The following is an 18288-nucleotide window of genomic DNA, read 5'->3' as shown; positions in this document are numbered from 1 at the left end:
AAAAGGTCCGGCTGTGGATCTTTTCAGGCGGGGTCCGGGAAAATACGATTTTCCAAGCCTGCACAAATTAAAAAGTTAATGGACGATCTCGGTTTTAACCGTCATCCTTGGGCTCTACGGGCTAAAGGACACAGCCGACATAAGGACCTTCAGGGACGATATAGATGCTTTGGCTTTGCGCGCAGAGTTCGGGCAGCACCGCCGCCGGGTCCGTGACCAAAGTCATGCCGAAGGGGTCAATGTCCTGCTGGGTCAGGTGCGGGGAATAGAGCAGAATTCTGCCGCAACGTTCAAGAGTTTGAAAATAGACCTGCGCTCCCCACTGGTCAATAACGAAATTGTCAGGATTGCTGTAATGAGCGCGAAATTGTTCCGGCGAGGCCTGGGCCGAACGGATAATGTCGCAATAACTGCGGCTGCCGAGTCCTTCGTTGCAGCCGGCGATCATCAAAATGGTGCCGCCCGGGCGGACAATATTCCCGGCCGCAATCAGCCCTTTGCTCGACTGGTAAAGGGTGGCGTCAAGGGGGTAGCCGCCGCCGCTGGTGATGACCAGGTCGGCGGGGCTGCCGACATGAACCACGGCATTGTTCTCCGCTTGGCGGCAACCGGCGCTAAAGGCGGCTTGCGGGTCGCCGCTGAAGATGGCGACCGGTTGTTTGGCATCGTCGATCAGCACATTGGCGATGAAATCAACCCCGGCAGCAGCGCTGACCCTGTTGATATGGTGGCGAAACGGGTTATCGGCAATCCGCGCGGTCGCCACCTCCGGGTGATCGACCAGGGCGAAGGAGTGCATGAACTTCATGGTCTCGAAACTGGCCAGTCCGGGCAGAATCGATTTGCCGCCGCCGGAAAAACCAGCAAAAGGGTGGGGCTCGATGAGGCCGGTGAGGACCTTGAATTCGGCGTCCAGGTAGTGGCGGTTAACCTCGATGGGCGCACCGTCGATGACCGCCACCTGGCGCAGGTTGTCCCGTTCGTGACAGTCGTGATTGATGATCCGGTAACCAGCGGCGATCTCGCCACCGACCAGCTCTTCCAGCTCGTTGCCGAGATTCGGGCGATGCATCCCGGTGGCAATCAAAATGGTGATGGCGTCACGGGGGATTCCGGCCTGTTCCAGGCGGCTCAGCAGCGGTGGCAGAAGTAGCCGGTTGGGCACCGGCCGGGTGATATCGGAAATCACCACGCAGGCGGATTTTTTCCCCCTGGCCAGTTCCCGTAGCGGAGCACAACCCAGCGGCTGCTCCAGGGAATCGGCGATGTCGGCTGCACTGAGGACGGCTGCGTTGGCTTTGCGGGTTTCGACCAGACGGGCTTTCTGCGCCGCTGCCGCGGGCAGCTCGAGGGTGATCCGGTCGCGGGAACAAGGGATTGCAACAGACTTCATCAGTTCTTACCTCAAAAACAGTTTGGGCAGCAGCAGGGAGATGTCCGGGATATAAGTCACCAGCAGCAGACAGCAGAGCAGGAGCGCCAGGAGCGGCAGCACCCCACTGACCACGGTGCGCAACTTTTCCCCGGTTACGCCCATGGAGACGAACAGGTTGAGCCCGAAGGGCGGGGTCAGCATGCCGAACTCGATATTCAGGACCATGACGATGCCGAAATGGACCAGATCGATATGATAACCCTGCAGGGTGTCGAGGAACAGTGGTGAAAGGATCAGCACCGCGCTGACGCTGTCCATGAAACAGCCCAAAATCAGCAGCAGCAGGTTGATAGCGAGCAGGAACAGCCAGGGGCTGTGGATATGCTCCATGACGAAGCGGGCGACCATGGCCGGTATTTCTTCGGCGGTCAGCAGCCAGTTGAAGGTCATGGCCCCGGCCAGCAGGAACAGCAGGCAGGACGCCATGATGGAGGATTCCCGGCAGATTTCGGGGATCTCCCGCAGCGAGCATTCGCGGTAGATGAACAGCTCGACGAACAGGGCATAGCCGACACTGACCGCGGCCGCTTCGGTCGGGGTGAAGACCCCTGAATAGATCCCGCCCAGCACCACCACCGGCAGGAGAATGGCCCAGAACCCCTCCTTGCCGGTTCTGATCACCTCGGCCAGGCTCGGCCGCTCACCGATTTTCCAGTTGTGGCGGCGGGCGCGGAGGACCGTATAAATGACCAGGGACAGCCCGATCAACAGGCCGGGCAGAATCCCGGCCATGAACATCTCGGCCACCGAGACGTTCATGACCAGGCAGTAAAGGATCATCGGGATCGACGGCGGAATGACGATCCCCAGCGAACCGGAGGTGGTGATCAGGCCGATGGCAAAGCGTTTATGGTAGCCGGCTTCGACCAGGGCCGGAATCATGATCGAGCCGATGGCGACCACCGTGGCCGGGCCGGAACCGGAAATGGCCGCGAAAAAGATGCAGGCCAGTACCCCGGACACGCCGAGTCCCCCGGGAATCCAGCCGACCAGGGAGTTGATAAAGGCGATCAAACGTTTGGCGATGGCCCCTTTGGTCATGATCGACCCGGCGAGGACGAAGAAGGGGATCGCCAGGAGCACAAAGGAGTCGAGGGAGTTGAAAAGCTGCTCCACCACCGCCTGCTGGGGAGTAAAGGAGAACAGCTGCAGGGCGATCATGGTGACGATGATCAGCATGAAAGCCAGCGGAACCCCGGCCAGCATCAGGGCGGCAAAGCCGATGGCGACGGTGGTCATCATGACAGCTGCCCTCCGCCATCGGTTTTGGGTGTCTGCAGCTGGCCGCGCAGGGCGTTCCAGGCAATCCGGTAAAAGCGCAGCGCCATGATCAGGGCAAAGAACGGAATCGGCAGGTAAGCGATGTACATGGGCAGCTGCATGGCCGCCGAGGTATTGCCGAAGTTGTAATTGCGCACAACCAGGCGAAAGCCATAGAACGCCAGGTCCAGCATGGCGCAGCCGCACAGCAGGCCGATGCCGCAGTGCAGGGCTTTGCGGACGCGGGGTTTGGCCGAACTGATCAGCAGGTCCATGGAAAAGTGGCTGGCGTATTTGACCCCCAGACTGGCACCGAGGAAGGTGGCGAAAATGCCGACATAGCGACCGGCTTCTTCAAACCAGGTAAAACTGATGTCCAGGGCATAGCGGCAGAAAACCTGAATGACGGCGACCAACGCCAGCCCCAGAAAGGTCAGGCTGAGGGTCAATTCCTCGATGCGGCCAAGCAGGCCGAACAAGCGCTTCATTGGTGCTCCAAGCGGGCATGGCAAAGGGAGGAGCAACGCCCCTCCCTTGCCGGTACTGAAAAGTGAACTGCCCGCATCGGGCAGTCATCGGATTATTGCTTATGTTCCTTGATTTTGGCCAGCATGAAATCAAAGATATCATCGCCGATCAGGCCGCGATACTTGTCCCACACCGGGGTCATAGCCACGCGGAAGGCTTCCCGCTCTTCGGGAGTCAGGTTGATCAGTTCAACTCCGTGCTGTTTGCAGTATTCCTCAATGGACATATTCAACTTCGGCAGGTTCTGTTTGATCTCGGCATTGCGGGTCCGGTTGGTCTGGGTGGCCAGGTTGGCGGCTTCGCGGAAGATCTGCTGTTCTTTAGGGCTGAGCCGCTCCCAGAAATCAATATTGACGATGATGATACATTCGGTCAGGGCGTGCTGGGTATTGGTGACGTACTTGGTAACCTCGGGGAACTTCATCAGCACGGCGGTCATTAGCGGGTTTTCCTGGGCATCGATCACCCCGGTCTGCAGGGCGCTGTAAACTTCCGGGAAGGGAATCCCCACAGTTGAGGCACCGAGCTGATTAAAGGTGTCGAGGTAAGCCGGGGAGTTCATCACCCGAACCTTGAGTCCTTTGATATCAGCCGGGGTGCGGACCGGGTGCTTGGTATTGGAAAAATCGCGGATCTCGTTTTCGACCCAGCCGATGCCGACAAAGCCCTTTTTCGGCAGGTAGGAGAAGATTTTGTCTTTGACCGCCTGGTCATCCAGCACTGCGTAAGCCGTGGCCCGGTTGGGAAACAGAAACGGCATATCAAGAATCGCTACTTCCGGGACGAAGTTCTGCAGCACCGCGGTGGTGATGGCGGCGATCTGCAAACTGCCCGATTGTACCTGGGAGGCCATGGAGCGCTCGTTGCCCAGTTGGCCCATGGGGAAGGTGGCAATATCGTATTTACCGTTGGTTTTTTCGCGGACGTAGTCGGCAAAAACATCGATCCCTTTGGACATCCCGTGGAAGGTCGGGGCGATGTGACCGAAATTGAGCTTTGCCGCAAAAGACAGGGTCGGGACGGACGCTGTCAACAGCAGCAGGATGGTAAGGCAACCGAGTAGTTTTTTCATGGCAGTATTCTCCTGGGCAAATAAATCAATCAACAGCCCGCGACGTTTTGACCGGCACGGGAAAAGGCTGAAAATTCCTGTTTTGGGCACCTGAAAAATGCAGCAGTAGAGCTTTGTTTAGTATCGTCGAACTGTGTTTGGTGAATTCAAATTCTTTTTGTGAGTTCAGGGGGTTGCAAGATAATATGCCACCAGATGGGTGTCAAGAGCGTTTGCCGGAACCGCGACCGTGGGCCCTGCAGTCCCGGTTGCGAAGAGGTTTTTTTCTAGTAGAGTTGGTTCAGTGAAGCCCCGGGCGGAGCTATTCTGAGTCCATGCGGCTGAAGACGGAGGGGGACTGGCTGACCGACTGTTGAACATGACCACGGCTACGGCCTTGACCTCCTTTCTTTCCGATCCCACCGACTCTCCCCACGCTGTGCCGGGCGCTTCTTTGCCAACCTTTTCCCATCGGAGGTCCCCGCATGAAAACCTATCAGCAGTTTATCAATGGCGAGTTCAGGGATTCCAGCAGCAATGAGGTTTTTGAAGTCCTGAATCCTTTCACCGAGCAAGTGATTGCCACGGCACCCAAAGGAGGGACGGCCGACGCCGAGGCCGCGCTTGCCGCGGCCACTGCGGCGCAGACCGCCTGGGCGGCCAGACCGGCCAGCGAACGGGCCGGCTATCTGAAGCAGATGGCGGCCGCGATCCGGGCCAACCGGGTCGAACTGGCCCGGGTGCTGATGGAAGAGCAGGCCAAGGTTTCGTCCCTGGCGCAGGTCGAGATCGATTTCACCGCGGATTATTTTGATTACTATGCCGGTTGGGCACGGATTTACGAGGGGGAAATCATCCAGAGCGATCGTCCAAAAGAGAACATTTTGCTGTTCCGCCAACCCATCGGCGTGGTGGTGGGGATCTGCCCCTGGAATTTCCCGTTTTTCGTCATGGCCCGCAAAGTGGCCCCGGCGCTGCTGACCGGGAATACCATCGTGGTCAAGCCGAGTAGTGAAACCCCCAACAGTACCTTTGAGTTCGCCAAACTGGTGGCCCAACTCGATCTGCCCAAAGGGGTCCTGAATATTGTCTCCGGAGGTGGTGGGACCCTGGGTAATGCCTTGGTCAAAAGCCCCTTGACCGGCATGGTCTCCCTGACCGGCAGTGTCGAGGCCGGGCAAAAGATCATCGCGGCAACGGCCGAAAACATCACCAAAACCTCACTGGAACTGGGCGGCAAAGCGCCGGCCATTGTCTGCGCCGATGCCGATCTTGACCTGGCGGTCAAGGCGATCGTTGCCTCGCGGGTGATTTTCAGCGGCCAGGTCTGTAACTGCGCGGAACGGGTCTATGTGGATGACAAGGTGGCCGGCGAGTTCCTGGATAAACTGACCAAAGCCATGGCCGCGGTCAGCTACGGCGACCCCGCGGCGGATCCCAACCCGGACATGAGCTGCCAGGTCAGCCTCGAGCAACTGGAAAAAGTCGAAGCCATGGTCGAGCGCGCCAAACAGGACGGTGCCGAAGTGCTCACCGGCGGTTCCCGGCCCGGTGATACCAAGCACGGCTATTTTTATCAGCCGACCCTGTTGGCCAACTGCCGCCAGGACATGGAGATCATGCGCCAGGAAATCTTCGGTCCGGCTCTGCCGGTCATGACCGTCAGCGGTCTGGATGAAGCCATCGCCATGGCCAACGATTGTGAATTCGGGCTGACCTCTTCCATCTTCACCAATAATATCGGTTCGGTGATGCGCGCCTGCAACGAACTGAAATACGGGGAAACCTACGTCAACCGCGAACATTTCGAAGGGATGCAGGGGTTCCACGCCGGCTGGCGGAAGTCGGGTATCGGCGGCGCCGACGGCAAGCACGGCCTCTACGAATATTTGCAGAGCCACGTGGTTTATATTCAGAGCTGAATTTTGCCCGTTTCATTGGCAAAAAATCGGGTCAGTTGAAGATATCGACTGGCCCGTTGTTCTGTGCAGAGACGTGAGCGTTCTCTGGTAGGAGTGGAAAGGTTTTCTGTGGTTTATTGCTGGAGCAGTTTTTTTATGATTCCCCTCAAAACAGCCAATTTGTAGGGTTTTTGAACGAACCCTGAAATCCCTTTGCCGATAAATTTCTGGGAGACCTCCTGTTCGTTATAGCCGCTTGAAATCACCGCTTTAACCTGCGGATTGATCGTTTTCAGTTCCCGGAAACATTGCTCGCCGTCCATTCTGGGCATGGTCAGATCCAGAATCACCAGGATGATATCCGGGGTGTTGCGATAGATCTCCAAGGCTTCTTTGCCGTCACGGGCGGTTATGGTGCTGAAACCAAGCTCTTTGAGCATTTCCACACCAATGCCACGCACCGTTTCTTCGTCATCGACCAGTAAGACCTTGCCGGTCCCGGTCCAATTTTCTTCCGGTGCTTCGTTAGCGAACAGCTCGGCAGGTTTTTCAGAGGCTGGCAGCAGAATTTTGAAAGTCGTCCCCTGGCCGAGTTCGCTGTAGACCTTGATGGCGCCATTATGCCCGCGGACGATCCCCATGACTGCGGACATCCCCAGCCCGCGGCCGGTAAATTTGGTCGAGAAAAATGGGTCAAAGATTTTTGCCAAAGTCTCTTTGTCCATGCCGCAACCGGTATCGGCAATCTCCAGGTAGACATAAAGTCCGCCGGTCAGGTTTTCGTTGAGCCAGATATTTTTCAGATAGCTCTCGTCACAATCCATACAGCCCGTGGTAATGGAAATCACGCCACTTCTTTCCCCGATCGCTTCAGAGGCGTTAATGACCAGATTCATGATGATTTGCCGCAGTTGGGTCGCATCAGCGTTCAAGGCGGGGAGGGTGGGATAAGGGTTCAGACGTAAGACAACCTTTTTTGAGATCGAGACCTGCAGCATGTGCAGCATTTCTTTAAGCAGGCTGTTGAGGTCAATCCTTTCCACCACAAATTTTCCGCGACCGGAGTATGCCAGCATCTGCTTGGCCAGGTCAGCCGCGCGTTCCGCGGCATGTTCTATCTGCTTCAGGTGTTCAATGGCCGGAGAGCCGTTGGGCAGTCTTCTCTTGGTGAGTTCGGAGTGCCCCATGATGGCCGCAAGCAGGTTGTTGAAATCGTGGGCAACACCACCGGCCAGGACCCCGAGACTCTCCATTTTTTGGGTCTGCACCATCTGTTTTTCAAACTGGCGACGTTCTTCTTCACTGCGTAACCGGTCGGTAATATCGGTCACCAGCGCCAGGTTGTATTCGACCTGATCATATATGAAATGGTTGGCGGTTATTTCGACCGGAAAGATCTCTCCATTTTTGCGGAGGTGGCGCCCTTGAATGGTCAGCGTTCCCGATTCTTTCATCTCCTGCCAGTGGACCGGCCAGGCTTCGGCGGGTAAATCAGGTGCGATCTGGGCAACGCTCATGGTCAGGAGTTCTTCCCGGCGATATCCCAGGGCTCTGACCGCTTCATTGTTGACGAAGCGGAATGTTCCGTCCGCCGCGATCAGATAGACCGCTTCGCTGATATGATCCATGGCAAAATTCAGCAATGCCATGCTCTCCTGAGTTTTTTTGTATTCAGTGACATCGCGGTGCATGGCCAAAATCGTTTGTTTTCCCGAGATCTCCAGCAGTTTCAAAGAGACTAACGATGATCTTAATTCCCCTGTTTTGGTATGCTGCTTTGCCTCGAAGTGGACTGTCTTTTGTGTCTTCACCTGTGCGGTAATTTTGGTGATTTCTTCAGGGGCTCTACTCTGGTGAATATCAGGGACTGACAGAGCTGCAAATTCTTCACGGGAATAACCGAGTAAGGTATGTGCCGCGGTGTTAAACTGGACCGGCTTAAGATCGGGCAGGCTCCAGAGAACGATACCGTCAGGGGATTGGTCAAAAAGGTTGCGATAGAGGGTCTCGGAATCCTGCAGCCGGCGGTGTGCTTCTTCCAGCTTTGAGTAATTGGACAGTTCATTATCAAGCATCAAACCGGCGTAAACGAAAAATGGCAGCAGCTCATCAAAGATATTTTTATCAGTCAGCTGCATTCCCTCAAAACAGACCGCTCCAACTTTACGGTTTTGTGCCTGGAGCGGGAAAATCCAGTTTTCAACTGTCTCGTCCGGTTGTTGACAATGTTCCCGGGAGGGTGCTTCAGAAATCTTGGTGCGTTGCGGCTGGCCGGTTGCCAGGGCCAGATCCAGGTTCGGATTTTCCCCTTTATAATAGGGATGACTTTGCTGATAAATATCCCGGTATCTCCATGCGTCGTTCATCTGGTAAACAATAAAAATATTATTTGCACCGATGGTTTGCATCAGGGCATTGAGAATATGCTCGATCATGTTATCGAGGCCCTGGACGGTGCTGAGCCGACTCAGCAGCGAATTGATCAGCTCAATGCGCGATTTTTTCTGCGCGAGTTTGGCGAGTCTTTCTTCCAGATTGCGATACTGGTCAAGGGAAATATCCTGATTTTCAGCCATGAGTTGTGTTCATCCTCACCCTGTTAAGGGTCTCGCGCAGGTTTTCTTCCAAATTCTCCAGGCCGATGTCAATCCAGCGCAGTTCCAGGGCCGTCATGTCACTGATGGCCTCCGCCTCGGCAGTAAAATCCCCCGAGCAGGGAGTGCGAATTGCCAGGAGATATTTATGGGCACTGCGGAAGATGCTGCGCATAATGTCCGGATCGCCGGGCATGATGGCGCCGACAATGTCATTCCAGTGCAGGGCCCAGTCTTCAAACAGGAAAAAAGCGCCCTGTTGAAGTTCCTGACTGAATCGATCATGACCGAGATAGATGTCGACACAGTTCTGTCCAGGAGTGCGGCAGCGCTGAGTCCCGGCCAGAATCTCATCCATGCAAGGGTGGCAGGTTCCGTAGAAAACAGCGGCAGGTTTATCTTTATACTGCTGCAGGCACTTTTCCAGACTGTTTCTCAGTTTGTCAAAATCGACATGCAGACCTGAAGGAATGAAAATAAGTTCTTGTGACCAGTTGTTTCTTTCAGCCAGATAACGGATTTCCTTTTCCAGAATCCCACAGCCGATGATCATCTGAGGGTCACTCATTGTTACCCCCCTCAGCAAAGGAGCCATACTTGATTGCCGCCTTGATCATTGTCCGGATATTATGCTCGGGGATGCCGTAAGGCATCAGCAGCGTACCAAAAATAAAGTTGCCCGCTATATTTCCGGCCAGCATGATGCGTTCAACGTCCTGTTCGATCTCCTCCGGGGTCCAATCGATCAGCTTGATGTCGTTAATGGCGCCAACAATCAGCGGTTCCGGTCCCAGCAGCTGTCGCGCCTCAGCAATGTCGTCAAAAGGATTGAGATAGTATGCTCCGATACCGGAATGTTTTTTAAGATCGGCGAGGATCGGATTGATCACCCCGCCGCCGTTGAAGAAAACGATGCCGTTTGGGCCGTTCTGTTCCAGATCTTTGAGGGTCCAGGGCAGGGCCAGTTGCCTGAACTGGGCGGGGAGAATGAAAGTCGCAGAAGCAAGGGGATTGTTATAAATGATTAAATCTGCACCGGCCTCCCGCAGGGCGAGGATTTTATCGGAGGCAAAGGCTGCGCATTTCTGCAATAACAATTCGCGTAAGATGGCATCGCCATTCAACAGCAGATCAAGCCAGGCACCAACACCCATCAGCATGGCCGGCAGGGAAAATGAGGCTGTAACCACCCCAACCACCGGCCATTGACCGGCGGATTCCTGTTTTAAAGTCTTGATACAACTGGCTAATTCATGAAAACGGGGATGGGAATAAAGATCAGCCGGGGGAGTGAGCTTTCTGATATCGTCCGGCGTTTTCACCACCAGGTGACCGACATTGGGTGGCCCATCGGTCGCATAGATGAGCTGACGGCAGCCCATCAGTTCTGCATCCAGTGCCGAGTAGAACATTCCCAAGAGCAGATCGTAGCCATATTTGGCCCGCATGCGCAGCTGGCCTTCAGCGACCCGTTCCCCTTTGGCGTAGTAGTCCTGCAGGGACAGTCCTAATTCCCTGGCCCCTTGATCGACCAGATTGACATTGATCGGTACCCGATCCGGTCGCTGCCCGCTCAGCAATGCCTGCACCCGCTCCATCCCGGTCATTTTGAGCGGACCTCCCTCACCAGTCGGGTGACCACCTCGGGGGCTTCAGCAGCACTGTCCGCCCAGGCATCGGCACCGACATCCAGATACATTTTTTCATGGAATCGATAGGGTGCACCCCCGACGATAATCCGAAATCTATCCTCCAGATGGCGTTGCTGAAGAATCTGCCGAATCTGTTTTGCTCCCTGCTCCCCTTTGGCCGTGTGGACCATCATGGCGGACACGGCAATGACCTCGGCGTTGAAGGCAATGGCTTCCTCAACAAAGCGCTCGGGCGGAACATTGATTCCCAGGTCTTTGACCTGAAACATCCTTGCCCGCAGGCAACCGATAACGATTTTTTTGCCCAAGCCATGAAAATCGCCGAAGCTGGAGCCGATAACGACCCGCCCACTGACTACCGGCACACCGGAAAACTTTGGCAGCAGCTGATCAACGACTTCATCCGCGATTTGTGCGGCCAGGAAGTGTTGGGAGAGGGTGACCTGATTATCACTGATCATTCCGCCGACCATCATTTCCAGGCCGGGAACCACAATTTCGAAAACGATATCCTCCGGGGAAACGCCTCCTTCGAGAGCGTCTTGAATAAGCTGCAACGCCGCTTGCTTGTCGGTATCGAAAAGAGTCTTGAGGTAGGTGTCGAAATAGTTCTGCGCTGAGTCAGATGGCATCATGAATCCCTGGAAATCTTTGTGGGTAGAAGGAGGTAAGGTGGAAAGGGGAATGTTTTTAATACCTTTTTTACTAAAAAAAATCAAACTAAAGAGCTGTTTTCTCGAGACATTGGGGGGCGAACTGTCCATGAATGAACTGACGTAACCCTGAACAATCCGGCGAGGAGATTGTCACGAGATGACTTTTCCGGACAAACAGCTCAAGTCAGGCTCTCCTGAGGGTTAAAGTCTCGAAATTCCCTTCTCAAGCCGCAAGATCTCAATAAAGTAGGTCATTTACTACCCCCTAATAGGGGTTTCCCCCATATTCGCATTTGAAAATTAATAGTATTCTACTGGGACATTGAATTGATATCGATAAGCACTGCTGTATTTCAACCACGCCTCTTTCTGTCCCACCACAATAAAATTGCAGACTATTTGGTGCTTAAACAGTGCATTTGCTCAATACGCAAAGGAGACGTTATGAAATCTGCTGGGGGTTATTTGCGATGGTTTATTTTCTGTTGGGTTGTGACCGGATTCATTGCAGGTTGCGGTGGCGGAGGTTCCAGCAGCTCGAACAATGACGCGCCGACGATTGCCGTCCCTGCAGCGCAGGTCGGGGTGGAAGGGAGCACACTGAGTTTCAGTGTGACCGGGACGGATGCAAATAGCGGGGACACCCTGAGCTATCAACTCAGTGGCGCTCCTGAAGGGGCGAGCATCGACAGCGCGACAGGGGCTTTTACCTGGACACCAACGTTTGATCAGGTTGGTGTTCATGTTTTTGTTTTCAGCGTATCGGACGCGGTAGCATCGGATTCAGCCGAGGTTCAGGTGACCATCCAGGTTGACCCGGCGCGACACGCGTCGCTCCCGTTGGCAGGAGGAACCCTGGACCCGTTGTCCATACCAAAATTTGTAACCCCACTGGTTATCCCACCCGTTATGAACACCACGGGTACCGCAGATAACTACGCCATTGCGGTCCGTCAGTTTCAGCAGCAAATTCTTCCTGGCGGGATATGGAATACCCTCAATGGGCGGCACGATAAATTCCCACCAACCACCGTCTGGAGCTATGGACCGACGGCGGACCCTGTGCCGGACTCTTCTGCTCTGGGCGGTGGCGCAGGGATTGCCCCGGCGGCCAATTCCCAATTTAATTACCCTTCCTATACGGTAGAAACCCAGGCGGATACTCCCGTATCTGTCCGCTGGCTCAATGATCTGGTCGATGCGAATGGCAACTATCTGCCCCATCTTCTCACTATTGATCAGACCCTGCACTGGGCCAATCCGCTGCAGGCCTGCCTTGATGGCACGACCAGAACCGACTGTAAAGGCAGTAGTGGCTCCACCTATACCGGACCAGTGCCGATGGTGCCACATGTTCATGGCGCGCATGTTGCCGGGCACAGTGATGGTTATCCGGAAGCCTGGTGGCTGCCGGCGGCAGCAAATCTGCCGGCGGGGATTGCCAAATCAGGTACCCTGTTCGATGATGCGACCGGGACCAATCCAGGTGTTCTGGGCTATGCCGATTATGTCTACTCAAACGATCAACCGGCGACAACCCTCTGGTTCCATGACCACACTCTCGGGATGACCCGAGCGAATGTCTATGCCGGTCCGGCCGGTTTCTGGTTGATCCGGGGGAATCATTCCGGGGCAACCTCCGTTCAGGATGCTATCGACGATCAGCGGACGGTTGCGGTGAATGACGGGGTTCTCCCGGGGCCGGCACCCGTGGCGGGAAATACCATGCTTGAACTGAACGTCCCCGGTGACCCGGTGCGGAGCGCCGTGCGCGAAATTCCGGTGGTTATCCAGGGTCGGTCATTTAATCAGGACGGCTCCCTGTTTTATCCCGAGCGGCGGGCCTTTTTTGAAGGGCTCGAGCCAAATCAGCTGACTATCGATTTTGCCGGAGACCCGGACAATCCGACCGATATCGCTCCACTCTGGAACCCCGAGGCATTTTTCAATGTCATGGTTGTCAATGGGGTGAGTTGGCCAAAACTGGAGGTTGCCCAGGCAACCTATCGGTTACGCGTTCTCAACGGTTGCAATTCGCGCTTCCTTAATCTGTCAGCCTTCAAGGTCGATCCGGCAACGGGTGATATCGATCCAAGTAAAGAGTTGCCATTTTATCAGATCGGCACTGATCAGGGGGTGTTGCCCAATGTTTTGCGGATCTCGACCGGTTTAGCGACAAGTTACCCCGGCGATGGAACTGTTCCTGCTGCCACCCCCGCCAATGATCCGAATCAGGCGCTGCTGATGGGACCGGCGGAAAGAGCTGACATCCTGATCGATTTCAGTGCGACCTATGTTGATGGCAGCCCAATCGCCGACGGCGACCTGATCCGACTGGTCAACACTGTCGGGGATGAGCCTTTCGGTGGGTTCGACCCGGCCAGCGTGTCAGATCCAACGACCACTGGCCAGGTGATGCAGTTTTCTGTTAGTTCGAGCCTTAATGGTGCCAGTCCTACAGACCCGACCGGGGCGACTCCGGCGACCACTATTGCGGATATCCGCCTCAATGCCGAACCACAGAATTCAGCACCGGTTGTAGTGACTCGTCAGATATCCCTCAACGAGGAAGAGTCGCAGGATGTCTGTGCGCGGTTCGACAGTGCCAGTGGGGGCATCACCCAGATCGACCCGCTCATCGTTCCACCCTATGATCCGACCGGTCTGAATATCCCCGGGGATTCTCAGTTAGCCTTCCATGAGCGTTGTGATGCCGCAGGAGGGGAACCCTTTGCCCCCAAGGCGGCACTCCTCGGGACGGTCGACTTAGCAACTGATCCGGCAAATCCCGCCGGGGTTGGACTCCTCTGGACCGACAAATCCGGGGTCAGTCTCCCCGCGGATGTCACCATGGCCGACGGCTCAACTGTCCAGGTGAACGTCACCGAAAATCCAACCGCAGGCGATACGGAAATGTGGGAAATCTACAACTTTACCGAAGATGCCCACCCCATCCACCTGCACCTGGTTCGTTTCGAGGTGGTCGAACGCCGTCAGATTGGCTCAGCAACTGGTGCCGGCGACAGCCTGCTTTCGGCCAGTGTTCAGCCATGGGAGGTCGGATATAAGGATACAGTGATCGCCTATCCGCAGGAAATCACAGTCGTCCGCGCTAAATTTGATAAGGCCGGCTTGTACGTCTGGCATTGTCATATCCTGGAACACGAAGACAACGAGATGATGCGCCCCTATGTTGTCTCGCCGTAACGCAGCAGGGAAAGCCCCCTTCTCCACAAAAGGGGGCTTTCCAGTCTTTTGTGTTGTGAAAACACGTATCGGAGCAGCAGCAAACTGAAGATCAATTCTCCAATATCAGGAATTAATTTTTGAAAACTGGGAATTGGGCGGTAGAACTCGAATGGCGCTCGTTTAAGGGGCGATGGCAGAAAAACCGGGACTGTCCCCGCACGGGGGCTGTCCCAGGTCTTTGCGGTGTTAACCGCTACAGTTTCATGGCTCGCAAACTCTTGGGACAGCCCCCGATGCCCCTGGGGACAGTCCCGAGTTTACTACAAGGTTGCTTAAACTAGCGTCATTCGGGATATAACTCAACCCACTGAGCCTCGTTGGAAATAAGATATTATGGAGTTTTCAGTTGCTGATCCTCAGTTTTGAGCGCCGATGTTCGATTCTGTCTTCTTGACAAATCGGGCAAATCCCGCTTGAATAACACAACATTTTGACTTTGCGATCCGCTTGGGGGAATAGTGGAAAGTCAGCCATATAAAGTCAGATCAGAACGCCACTGAACAGGTTTTATGCACAAAGCCGGTTCGGCGGCGTTTTTATTTTTATGAGTAATAGTTGGGAGAGTGTAGAAAACAAGCCGCTCTCCGGATGGTCTTTAACCAGTTTAGGAAGTTCTGTCTATCTTTGACTGTTGTCGTTGCATAACATCCAAAAAAATTAGGTATGATAGGCGCTTATGCCGGATTGGTGAATATTTTCTTAACGGCATAGGCAGACAGGTTCTTGTCTTTGTTTGTAGATTTATACAGATCTGCCTATTTGTAGTTCGCAAAGAAAATGACCCATAAAATACACAAAATATTATCAGCATTATTTTCAGCGATTGTGGGAACCTTCATCGGTTCATTTTTTTCAGCTCTAATGGGGTACATTCATTATCCTGATGAAGTTAAAAGTTTAGGAACTTTTTGCCAACGTGGTATCGAGGCCTTCATATTTTCACCTTTTTCAATGACTATAGGTATATTTCCAACAATTGGATTCTATGGATGGATACATGGGGCAACTGCTATGTTTGGCATGGTTTTAGCGCTCATTAGTTTAAAATGTTATTTCATGGCATCAAAGCAATGGATACTATATTTAATCTTTGCAGGCTTTGCCCTCTGGGCAAATAATAATTATTTGTCTTGGGCTGCAATGATGAGCGTATAAACAAATATATGAGAGGTGCGAACCAACGGGTAAACTTGACCGGGCAAAACGACGCGCCCGGCAAGTTACCCGCACGTTCGGCGTCAAAGGTGCGAAATGCCAACTTGCAAACGTTCTGCGGTCACTGCGAAGGAAGGTATAAATTTCATCCGGAGCGTTGTTGAGGCCTGCAGTTGTCTTTTTATCAAGATCGAACAAGAGAACGATATTGGTATCGACGCTCTCATCGAGTTCGTCGAGAACGAGCGGCCTCTAAATAAGCAGATCGCCGTTCAGATTAAGTCGGGTGCCTCGTACTACACGCCGGAGTCAGGTGAATGCGCGTTTCCCATCGGAAGCCATCGTGAGTACTGGTCCCAACATCCTCTGCCTGTCTTTGGCCTTGTCTACGTCCCTTTGCTGGGCCGTGGGCATTGGGTAAATCTAAAGCACTACCTAAAGGAAAACCCTTGCGCTTCCACCGTACGCTTTGCTGCGACAGAGGCCAATCGTTTTGACCAGGCGACATTCACGGCTCTCTTCATGCAGGCCGTTCTTGGCCAAACGCCCGTTCTCGATCTGGAGGAGGCACTTCGGCTGGCGCGTTCAGACAAAGCTGATGAAATTTACCTTGGCCTTTTAGTCCTGTTCCGGCGCTATCCAAACAATCTCTCAGGGTGGGACGAGCTTGTTCGTACATTTTCCGAGCGACCAATCTCACAGATTCCACCAGTGCTAATTTACTGGCTAGCCCATATTCCATGGCATGGTGACATTTGGGGGGGTGGCGAGCCCATAGCGCCTGCAACACGGGAACACGTCCGAGGGATGTTTTCTCAATTCACGGTCAACCATGTGATCAAGCTTCTTTCCTTTATCGACCCTGAGGAACAGATAGGCCGTGGCACACTTGGACAGTCTGTTGAAGCAATTATTTCGTCATTACCTGGAGCTGTGCCTATGTTGCGGCAGATTGTTGGATCGGTGCAATTTGCTATGCAGCTCCGGGAGTACGCAGCACTGATACTCGCGATGAACGAGGGAACGGGATCCCTACCCGCACTAGTCGCACTTGAAAGTGAGGGTTCCTGGTATGCAGGGGAGATCGCCAAGCACATCAAAGAGTACGACGGTGTGAATCCGTATGCGTAAACTACCGCCGAACCCATGAATCCAGCGGACGGGGAGACGGCAGTGGTCCACGAAAAATGCCTACTTGGCTCATGGTCACTACGCCGCCGCTGATTTCTACCGTTACAGCGAATTGATGGATAAATACTCAAATTTTGAAGCGCTTCAAGCTGAGCAAACTGAAGGACGCGATTTTCACGTTCAAGTGGCGATGCGAGAGGACTCAGCTGTGGCTGTGATTGCTCCTCATGGTGGTGCAATTGAGCCGGGCACATCGGAGTTGGTCGTTGCTATTGCGGGCGAAGAGCTTAGTTTCGCGATTTTTGAGGGCGCCATGGCAGCCCAGAACCGAGACTTGCATATAACCAGCACAAATATAACCGGACTGGTGATACAGGGGTGATCCTCGGAAAGGTCTCTGCCGATTTGTCACGACCTGTCGCAGCCGGTTATCACTATCGTTAACTTCTTGAAGAGAATAAATGACCATGAAACTTCCAGAAGAATTATTCAAAGAATTCTTTTCCTTAAAAAGAAGTAAGAAATTCAGTGTCATTCTTACTTTATTTTCAACTTTGATATCTGGTTTTATTTTGGTACTTGCCATAAAGCCTGACTACATAAAAGAATTTTCATCGCTAAAAGTCGTTCTGCTTTCAATAGCCATAATTGCTCCAATATATCTACTTAAAACTAGGGACACTGCCCCTATTTAACCGTTGTCTTAAGACTGCAATGCCGCTACACTCCCCTCATGCCAAGAATCGCTCGCATAGTTGCTCCCGGATACCCTCACCATGTTACCCAGCGTGGCAATAACCGCTCTATTGTCTTTTTCGACGACGAGGACAGGCAGAAAAGTAGGGACACTGCCCCTATTTCAAAACAGCTTCCCTTGCGAGGCAAGAAGAAGGTCAACAGCCAGTGGCAGCTAATGACCATGCGACACAATCTGACCAAGATTCACCGATTTGGAGCAATCGCGTAGAAAAAGTCCATGAAATCAGAGATAAATCAGAAAGATGGAGTATAAAAAACGCTACAAGACCATTTCTTCTGAGGGAACCAGGCTTGTGGCTGAAAAGCCCATCGGCCGGTAACCGGCTATAACAACATTCAGGATCTGAGCTGTAGGGTGTTGGTGCTTAGTTTTTCCTACAGGCTCGTTCGACGGAAATCTTTATATGTCTGTGACTCTCTTTGAACATACAGTAAAATTTGATGAGAAAACTTATCGCGGAATTTGGGTAACTAAACCTGTTCGCTGGATTCGGATCTCTTTCACTATTTCTATTGGCATAATCATGCTGTTTTGGTCCTACACAATGATTCTCGGTATTCTAGTGCTTGGGCTTTGCCTTATTGCATTGGTTTCACCGAGTATCATAAGCAAAGGGCTCCACCACAACTACCATGGCCACAAGTACCTTCATCAGCCTCTGACATATGGTGTAAGTGAAGATCTCCTCTGGGTTCGTGGAAAAACATTAGATGCCAGTGCAAACTGGTCTCTGCTCGCCACGTGGCAGGTTAGAACAGATTGGCTGATACTTAATGCGTCTGGCATACCACAAGTTTTTTTGCCAGTTTCCGAAATGAAAGAGTCTGGTATTTTTGACCAGATCATGCAACTTGCTTTGGATTACGGGAAAGAATTCAAATGAAGCAATCGTCGAACAAATCGCTGCACAAGGATT

Annotated in this window: 15 protein-coding genes and 1 pseudogene; 8 read left to right on the top strand and 8 right to left on the bottom strand. The window is 53.5% G+C overall.

What is annotated here, in order from left to right; genetic code table 11:
* Positions 1-121: 121 nt before the first annotated feature.
* From N909_RS0100730 to dctP, 4 genes are all read right to left on the bottom strand, one after another.
* Positions 122-1393, bottom strand: a complete 1272-nt coding sequence (locus N909_RS0100730) for a nickel-dependent lactate racemase family protein (RefSeq protein WP_051689413.1) — start codon at positions 1391-1393, stop codon at positions 122-124.
* Positions 1394-1399: 6 nt separating this feature from the next.
* A complete protein-coding gene (locus N909_RS0100725) occupies positions 1400-2677 on the bottom strand; it encodes a TRAP transporter large permease (protein WP_029909902.1) in 1278 nt (425 codons plus the stop codon).
* Complete coding sequence (locus tag N909_RS0100720; protein ID WP_029909898.1) at positions 2674-3183, bottom strand: TRAP transporter small permease; 510 nt, start codon at positions 3181-3183, stop codon at positions 2674-2676. Before N909_RS0100720 ends, N909_RS0100725 begins: the two co-directional genes overlap by 4 nt.
* Before the next feature lie 92 nt (positions 3184-3275).
* Positions 3276-4295 carry a TRAP transporter substrate-binding protein DctP gene (dctP, locus tag N909_RS0100715; RefSeq protein ID WP_029909895.1) on the bottom strand — a complete coding sequence of 340 codons (1020 nt, stop codon included), beginning with the start codon at positions 4293-4295 and terminating at the stop codon, positions 3276-3278.
* 464 nt (positions 4296-4759) lie between these two features.
* On the opposite strand from dctP, the gene aldA reads away from it, so the two are divergent.
* Positions 4760-6196, top strand: coding sequence for an aldehyde dehydrogenase (aldA, locus tag N909_RS0100710; protein WP_029909893.1), 1437 nt, complete (start codon positions 4760-4762; stop codon positions 6194-6196).
* Positions 6197-6309: 113 nt separating this feature from the next.
* Here the strand turns inward: aldA and N909_RS24245 are convergent, their stop codons facing one another.
* The 4 genes from N909_RS24245 to N909_RS0100690 are packed head-to-tail and all read right to left on the bottom strand — an operon-like array spanning position 6310 to position 11056.
* A complete protein-coding gene (locus tag N909_RS24245) occupies positions 6310-8751 on the bottom strand; it encodes a PAS domain-containing hybrid sensor histidine kinase/response regulator (RefSeq protein WP_051689412.1) in 2442 nt (813 codons plus the stop codon).
* Positions 8744-9337: a DUF1638 domain-containing protein gene (locus N909_RS0100700; RefSeq protein WP_036682609.1), complete on the bottom strand. Its 594-nt coding sequence runs from the start codon at positions 9335-9337 to the stop codon at positions 8744-8746. Before N909_RS0100700 ends, N909_RS24245 begins: the two co-directional genes overlap by 8 nt.
* Positions 9330-10376, bottom strand: coding sequence for a uroporphyrinogen decarboxylase family protein (locus tag N909_RS0100695; RefSeq protein ID WP_029909882.1), 1047 nt, complete (start codon positions 10374-10376; stop codon positions 9330-9332). The genes N909_RS0100700 and N909_RS0100695 overlap by 8 nt, the downstream gene beginning before the upstream one ends.
* Positions 10373-11056: a cobalamin B12-binding domain-containing protein gene (locus N909_RS0100690; protein ID WP_245613549.1), complete on the bottom strand. Its 684-nt coding sequence runs from the start codon at positions 11054-11056 to the stop codon at positions 10373-10375. The genes N909_RS0100695 and N909_RS0100690 overlap by 4 nt, the downstream gene beginning before the upstream one ends.
* Before the next feature lie 465 nt (positions 11057-11521).
* Here N909_RS0100690 and N909_RS0100680 point away from each other — a divergent pair, with 465 nt between their 5' ends.
* The 7 genes and pseudogenes from N909_RS0100680 to N909_RS0100655 all read left to right on the top strand — a co-directional run bounded on the left by N909_RS0100680 (position 11522) and on the right by N909_RS0100655 (position 18255).
* A complete protein-coding gene (locus tag N909_RS0100680; RefSeq protein ID WP_051689411.1) occupies positions 11522-14284 on the top strand; it encodes a multicopper oxidase domain-containing protein in 2763 nt (920 codons plus the stop codon).
* A gap of 819 nt (positions 14285-15103) precedes the next feature.
* On the top strand, positions 15104-15481 hold the full coding sequence (locus N909_RS25495) for a hypothetical protein (RefSeq protein WP_155005832.1): 378 nt from the start codon (positions 15104-15106) through the stop codon (positions 15479-15481).
* A gap of 96 nt (positions 15482-15577) precedes the next feature.
* Positions 15578-16612 (top strand): DUF4365 domain-containing protein, encoded by a 1035-nt coding sequence (locus tag N909_RS0100670; protein ID WP_029909873.1) that lies wholly within the window; start codon positions 15578-15580, stop codon positions 16610-16612.
* 64 nt (positions 16613-16676) lie between these two features.
* Positions 16677-16994, top strand: coding sequence for a poly-gamma-glutamate hydrolase family protein (locus tag N909_RS0100665; protein WP_051689410.1), 318 nt, complete (start codon positions 16677-16679; stop codon positions 16992-16994).
* A gap of 79 nt (positions 16995-17073) precedes the next feature.
* Positions 17074-17307, top strand: a complete 234-nt coding sequence (locus N909_RS0100660) for a hypothetical protein (RefSeq protein WP_029909867.1) — start codon at positions 17074-17076, stop codon at positions 17305-17307.
* Between the two features lie 38 nt (positions 17308-17345).
* Positions 17346-17447 (top strand): annotated as a pseudogene (locus tag N909_RS26445) (REP-associated tyrosine transposase); the annotation flags it as partial.
* 328 nt (positions 17448-17775) lie between these two features.
* A complete protein-coding gene (locus N909_RS0100655; protein WP_029909864.1) occupies positions 17776-18255 on the top strand; it encodes a hypothetical protein in 480 nt (159 codons plus the stop codon).
* Positions 18256-18288: the final 33 nt, after the last annotated feature.

Origin of the sequence: Pelobacter seleniigenes DSM 18267, assembly GCF_000711225.1 — a bacterium.
GTDB classification, from domain to species: domain Bacteria; phylum Desulfobacterota; class Desulfuromonadia; order Desulfuromonadales; family Geopsychrobacteraceae; genus Seleniibacterium; species Seleniibacterium seleniigenes.
Note: the sequence above shows the minus strand (reverse complement) of the source record. Positions and strands in the feature narration are given on the sequence as shown.

Bases quoted from the DNA above. Each gene is read 5' to 3' on its own strand.
- N909_RS0100720 (WP_029909898.1), bottom strand. From the start codon at position 3,183: ATGAAGCGCTTGTTCGGCCTGCTTGGCCGCATCGAGGAATTGACCCTC.
- N909_RS0100690 (WP_245613549.1), bottom strand. From the start codon at position 11,056: ATGATGCCATCTGACTCAGCGCAGAACTATTTCGACACCTACCTCAAG.
- N909_RS0100655 (WP_029909864.1), top strand. From the start codon at position 17,776: ATGTCTGTGACTCTCTTTGAACATACAGTAAAATTTGATGAGAAAACT.
- N909_RS24245 (WP_051689412.1), bottom strand. From the start codon at position 8,751: ATGGCTGAAAATCAGGATATTTCCCTTGACCAGTATCGCAATCTGGAA.
- N909_RS0100730 (WP_051689413.1), bottom strand. From the start codon at position 1,393: ATGAAGTCTGTTGCAATCCCTTGTTCCCGCGACCGGATCACCCTCGAG.
- dctP (WP_029909895.1), bottom strand. From the start codon at position 4,295: ATGAAAAAACTACTCGGTTGCCTTACCATCCTGCTGCTGTTGACAGCG.
- N909_RS0100660 (WP_029909867.1), top strand. From the start codon at position 17,074: ATGACCATGAAACTTCCAGAAGAATTATTCAAAGAATTCTTTTCCTTA.
- N909_RS0100725 (WP_029909902.1), bottom strand. From the start codon at position 2,677: ATGATGACCACCGTCGCCATCGGCTTTGCCGCCCTGATGCTGGCCGGG.
- N909_RS0100680 (WP_051689411.1), top strand. From the start codon at position 11,522: ATGAAATCTGCTGGGGGTTATTTGCGATGGTTTATTTTCTGTTGGGTT.
- N909_RS25495 (WP_155005832.1), top strand. From the start codon at position 15,104: ATGACCCATAAAATACACAAAATATTATCAGCATTATTTTCAGCGATT.
- N909_RS0100700 (WP_036682609.1), bottom strand. From the start codon at position 9,337: ATGAGTGACCCTCAGATGATCATCGGCTGTGGGATTCTGGAAAAGGAA.
- aldA (WP_029909893.1), top strand. From the start codon at position 4,760: ATGAAAACCTATCAGCAGTTTATCAATGGCGAGTTCAGGGATTCCAGC.
- N909_RS0100670 (WP_029909873.1), top strand. From the start codon at position 15,578: ATGCCAACTTGCAAACGTTCTGCGGTCACTGCGAAGGAAGGTATAAAT.
- N909_RS0100695 (WP_029909882.1), bottom strand. From the start codon at position 10,376: ATGACCGGGATGGAGCGGGTGCAGGCATTGCTGAGCGGGCAGCGACCG.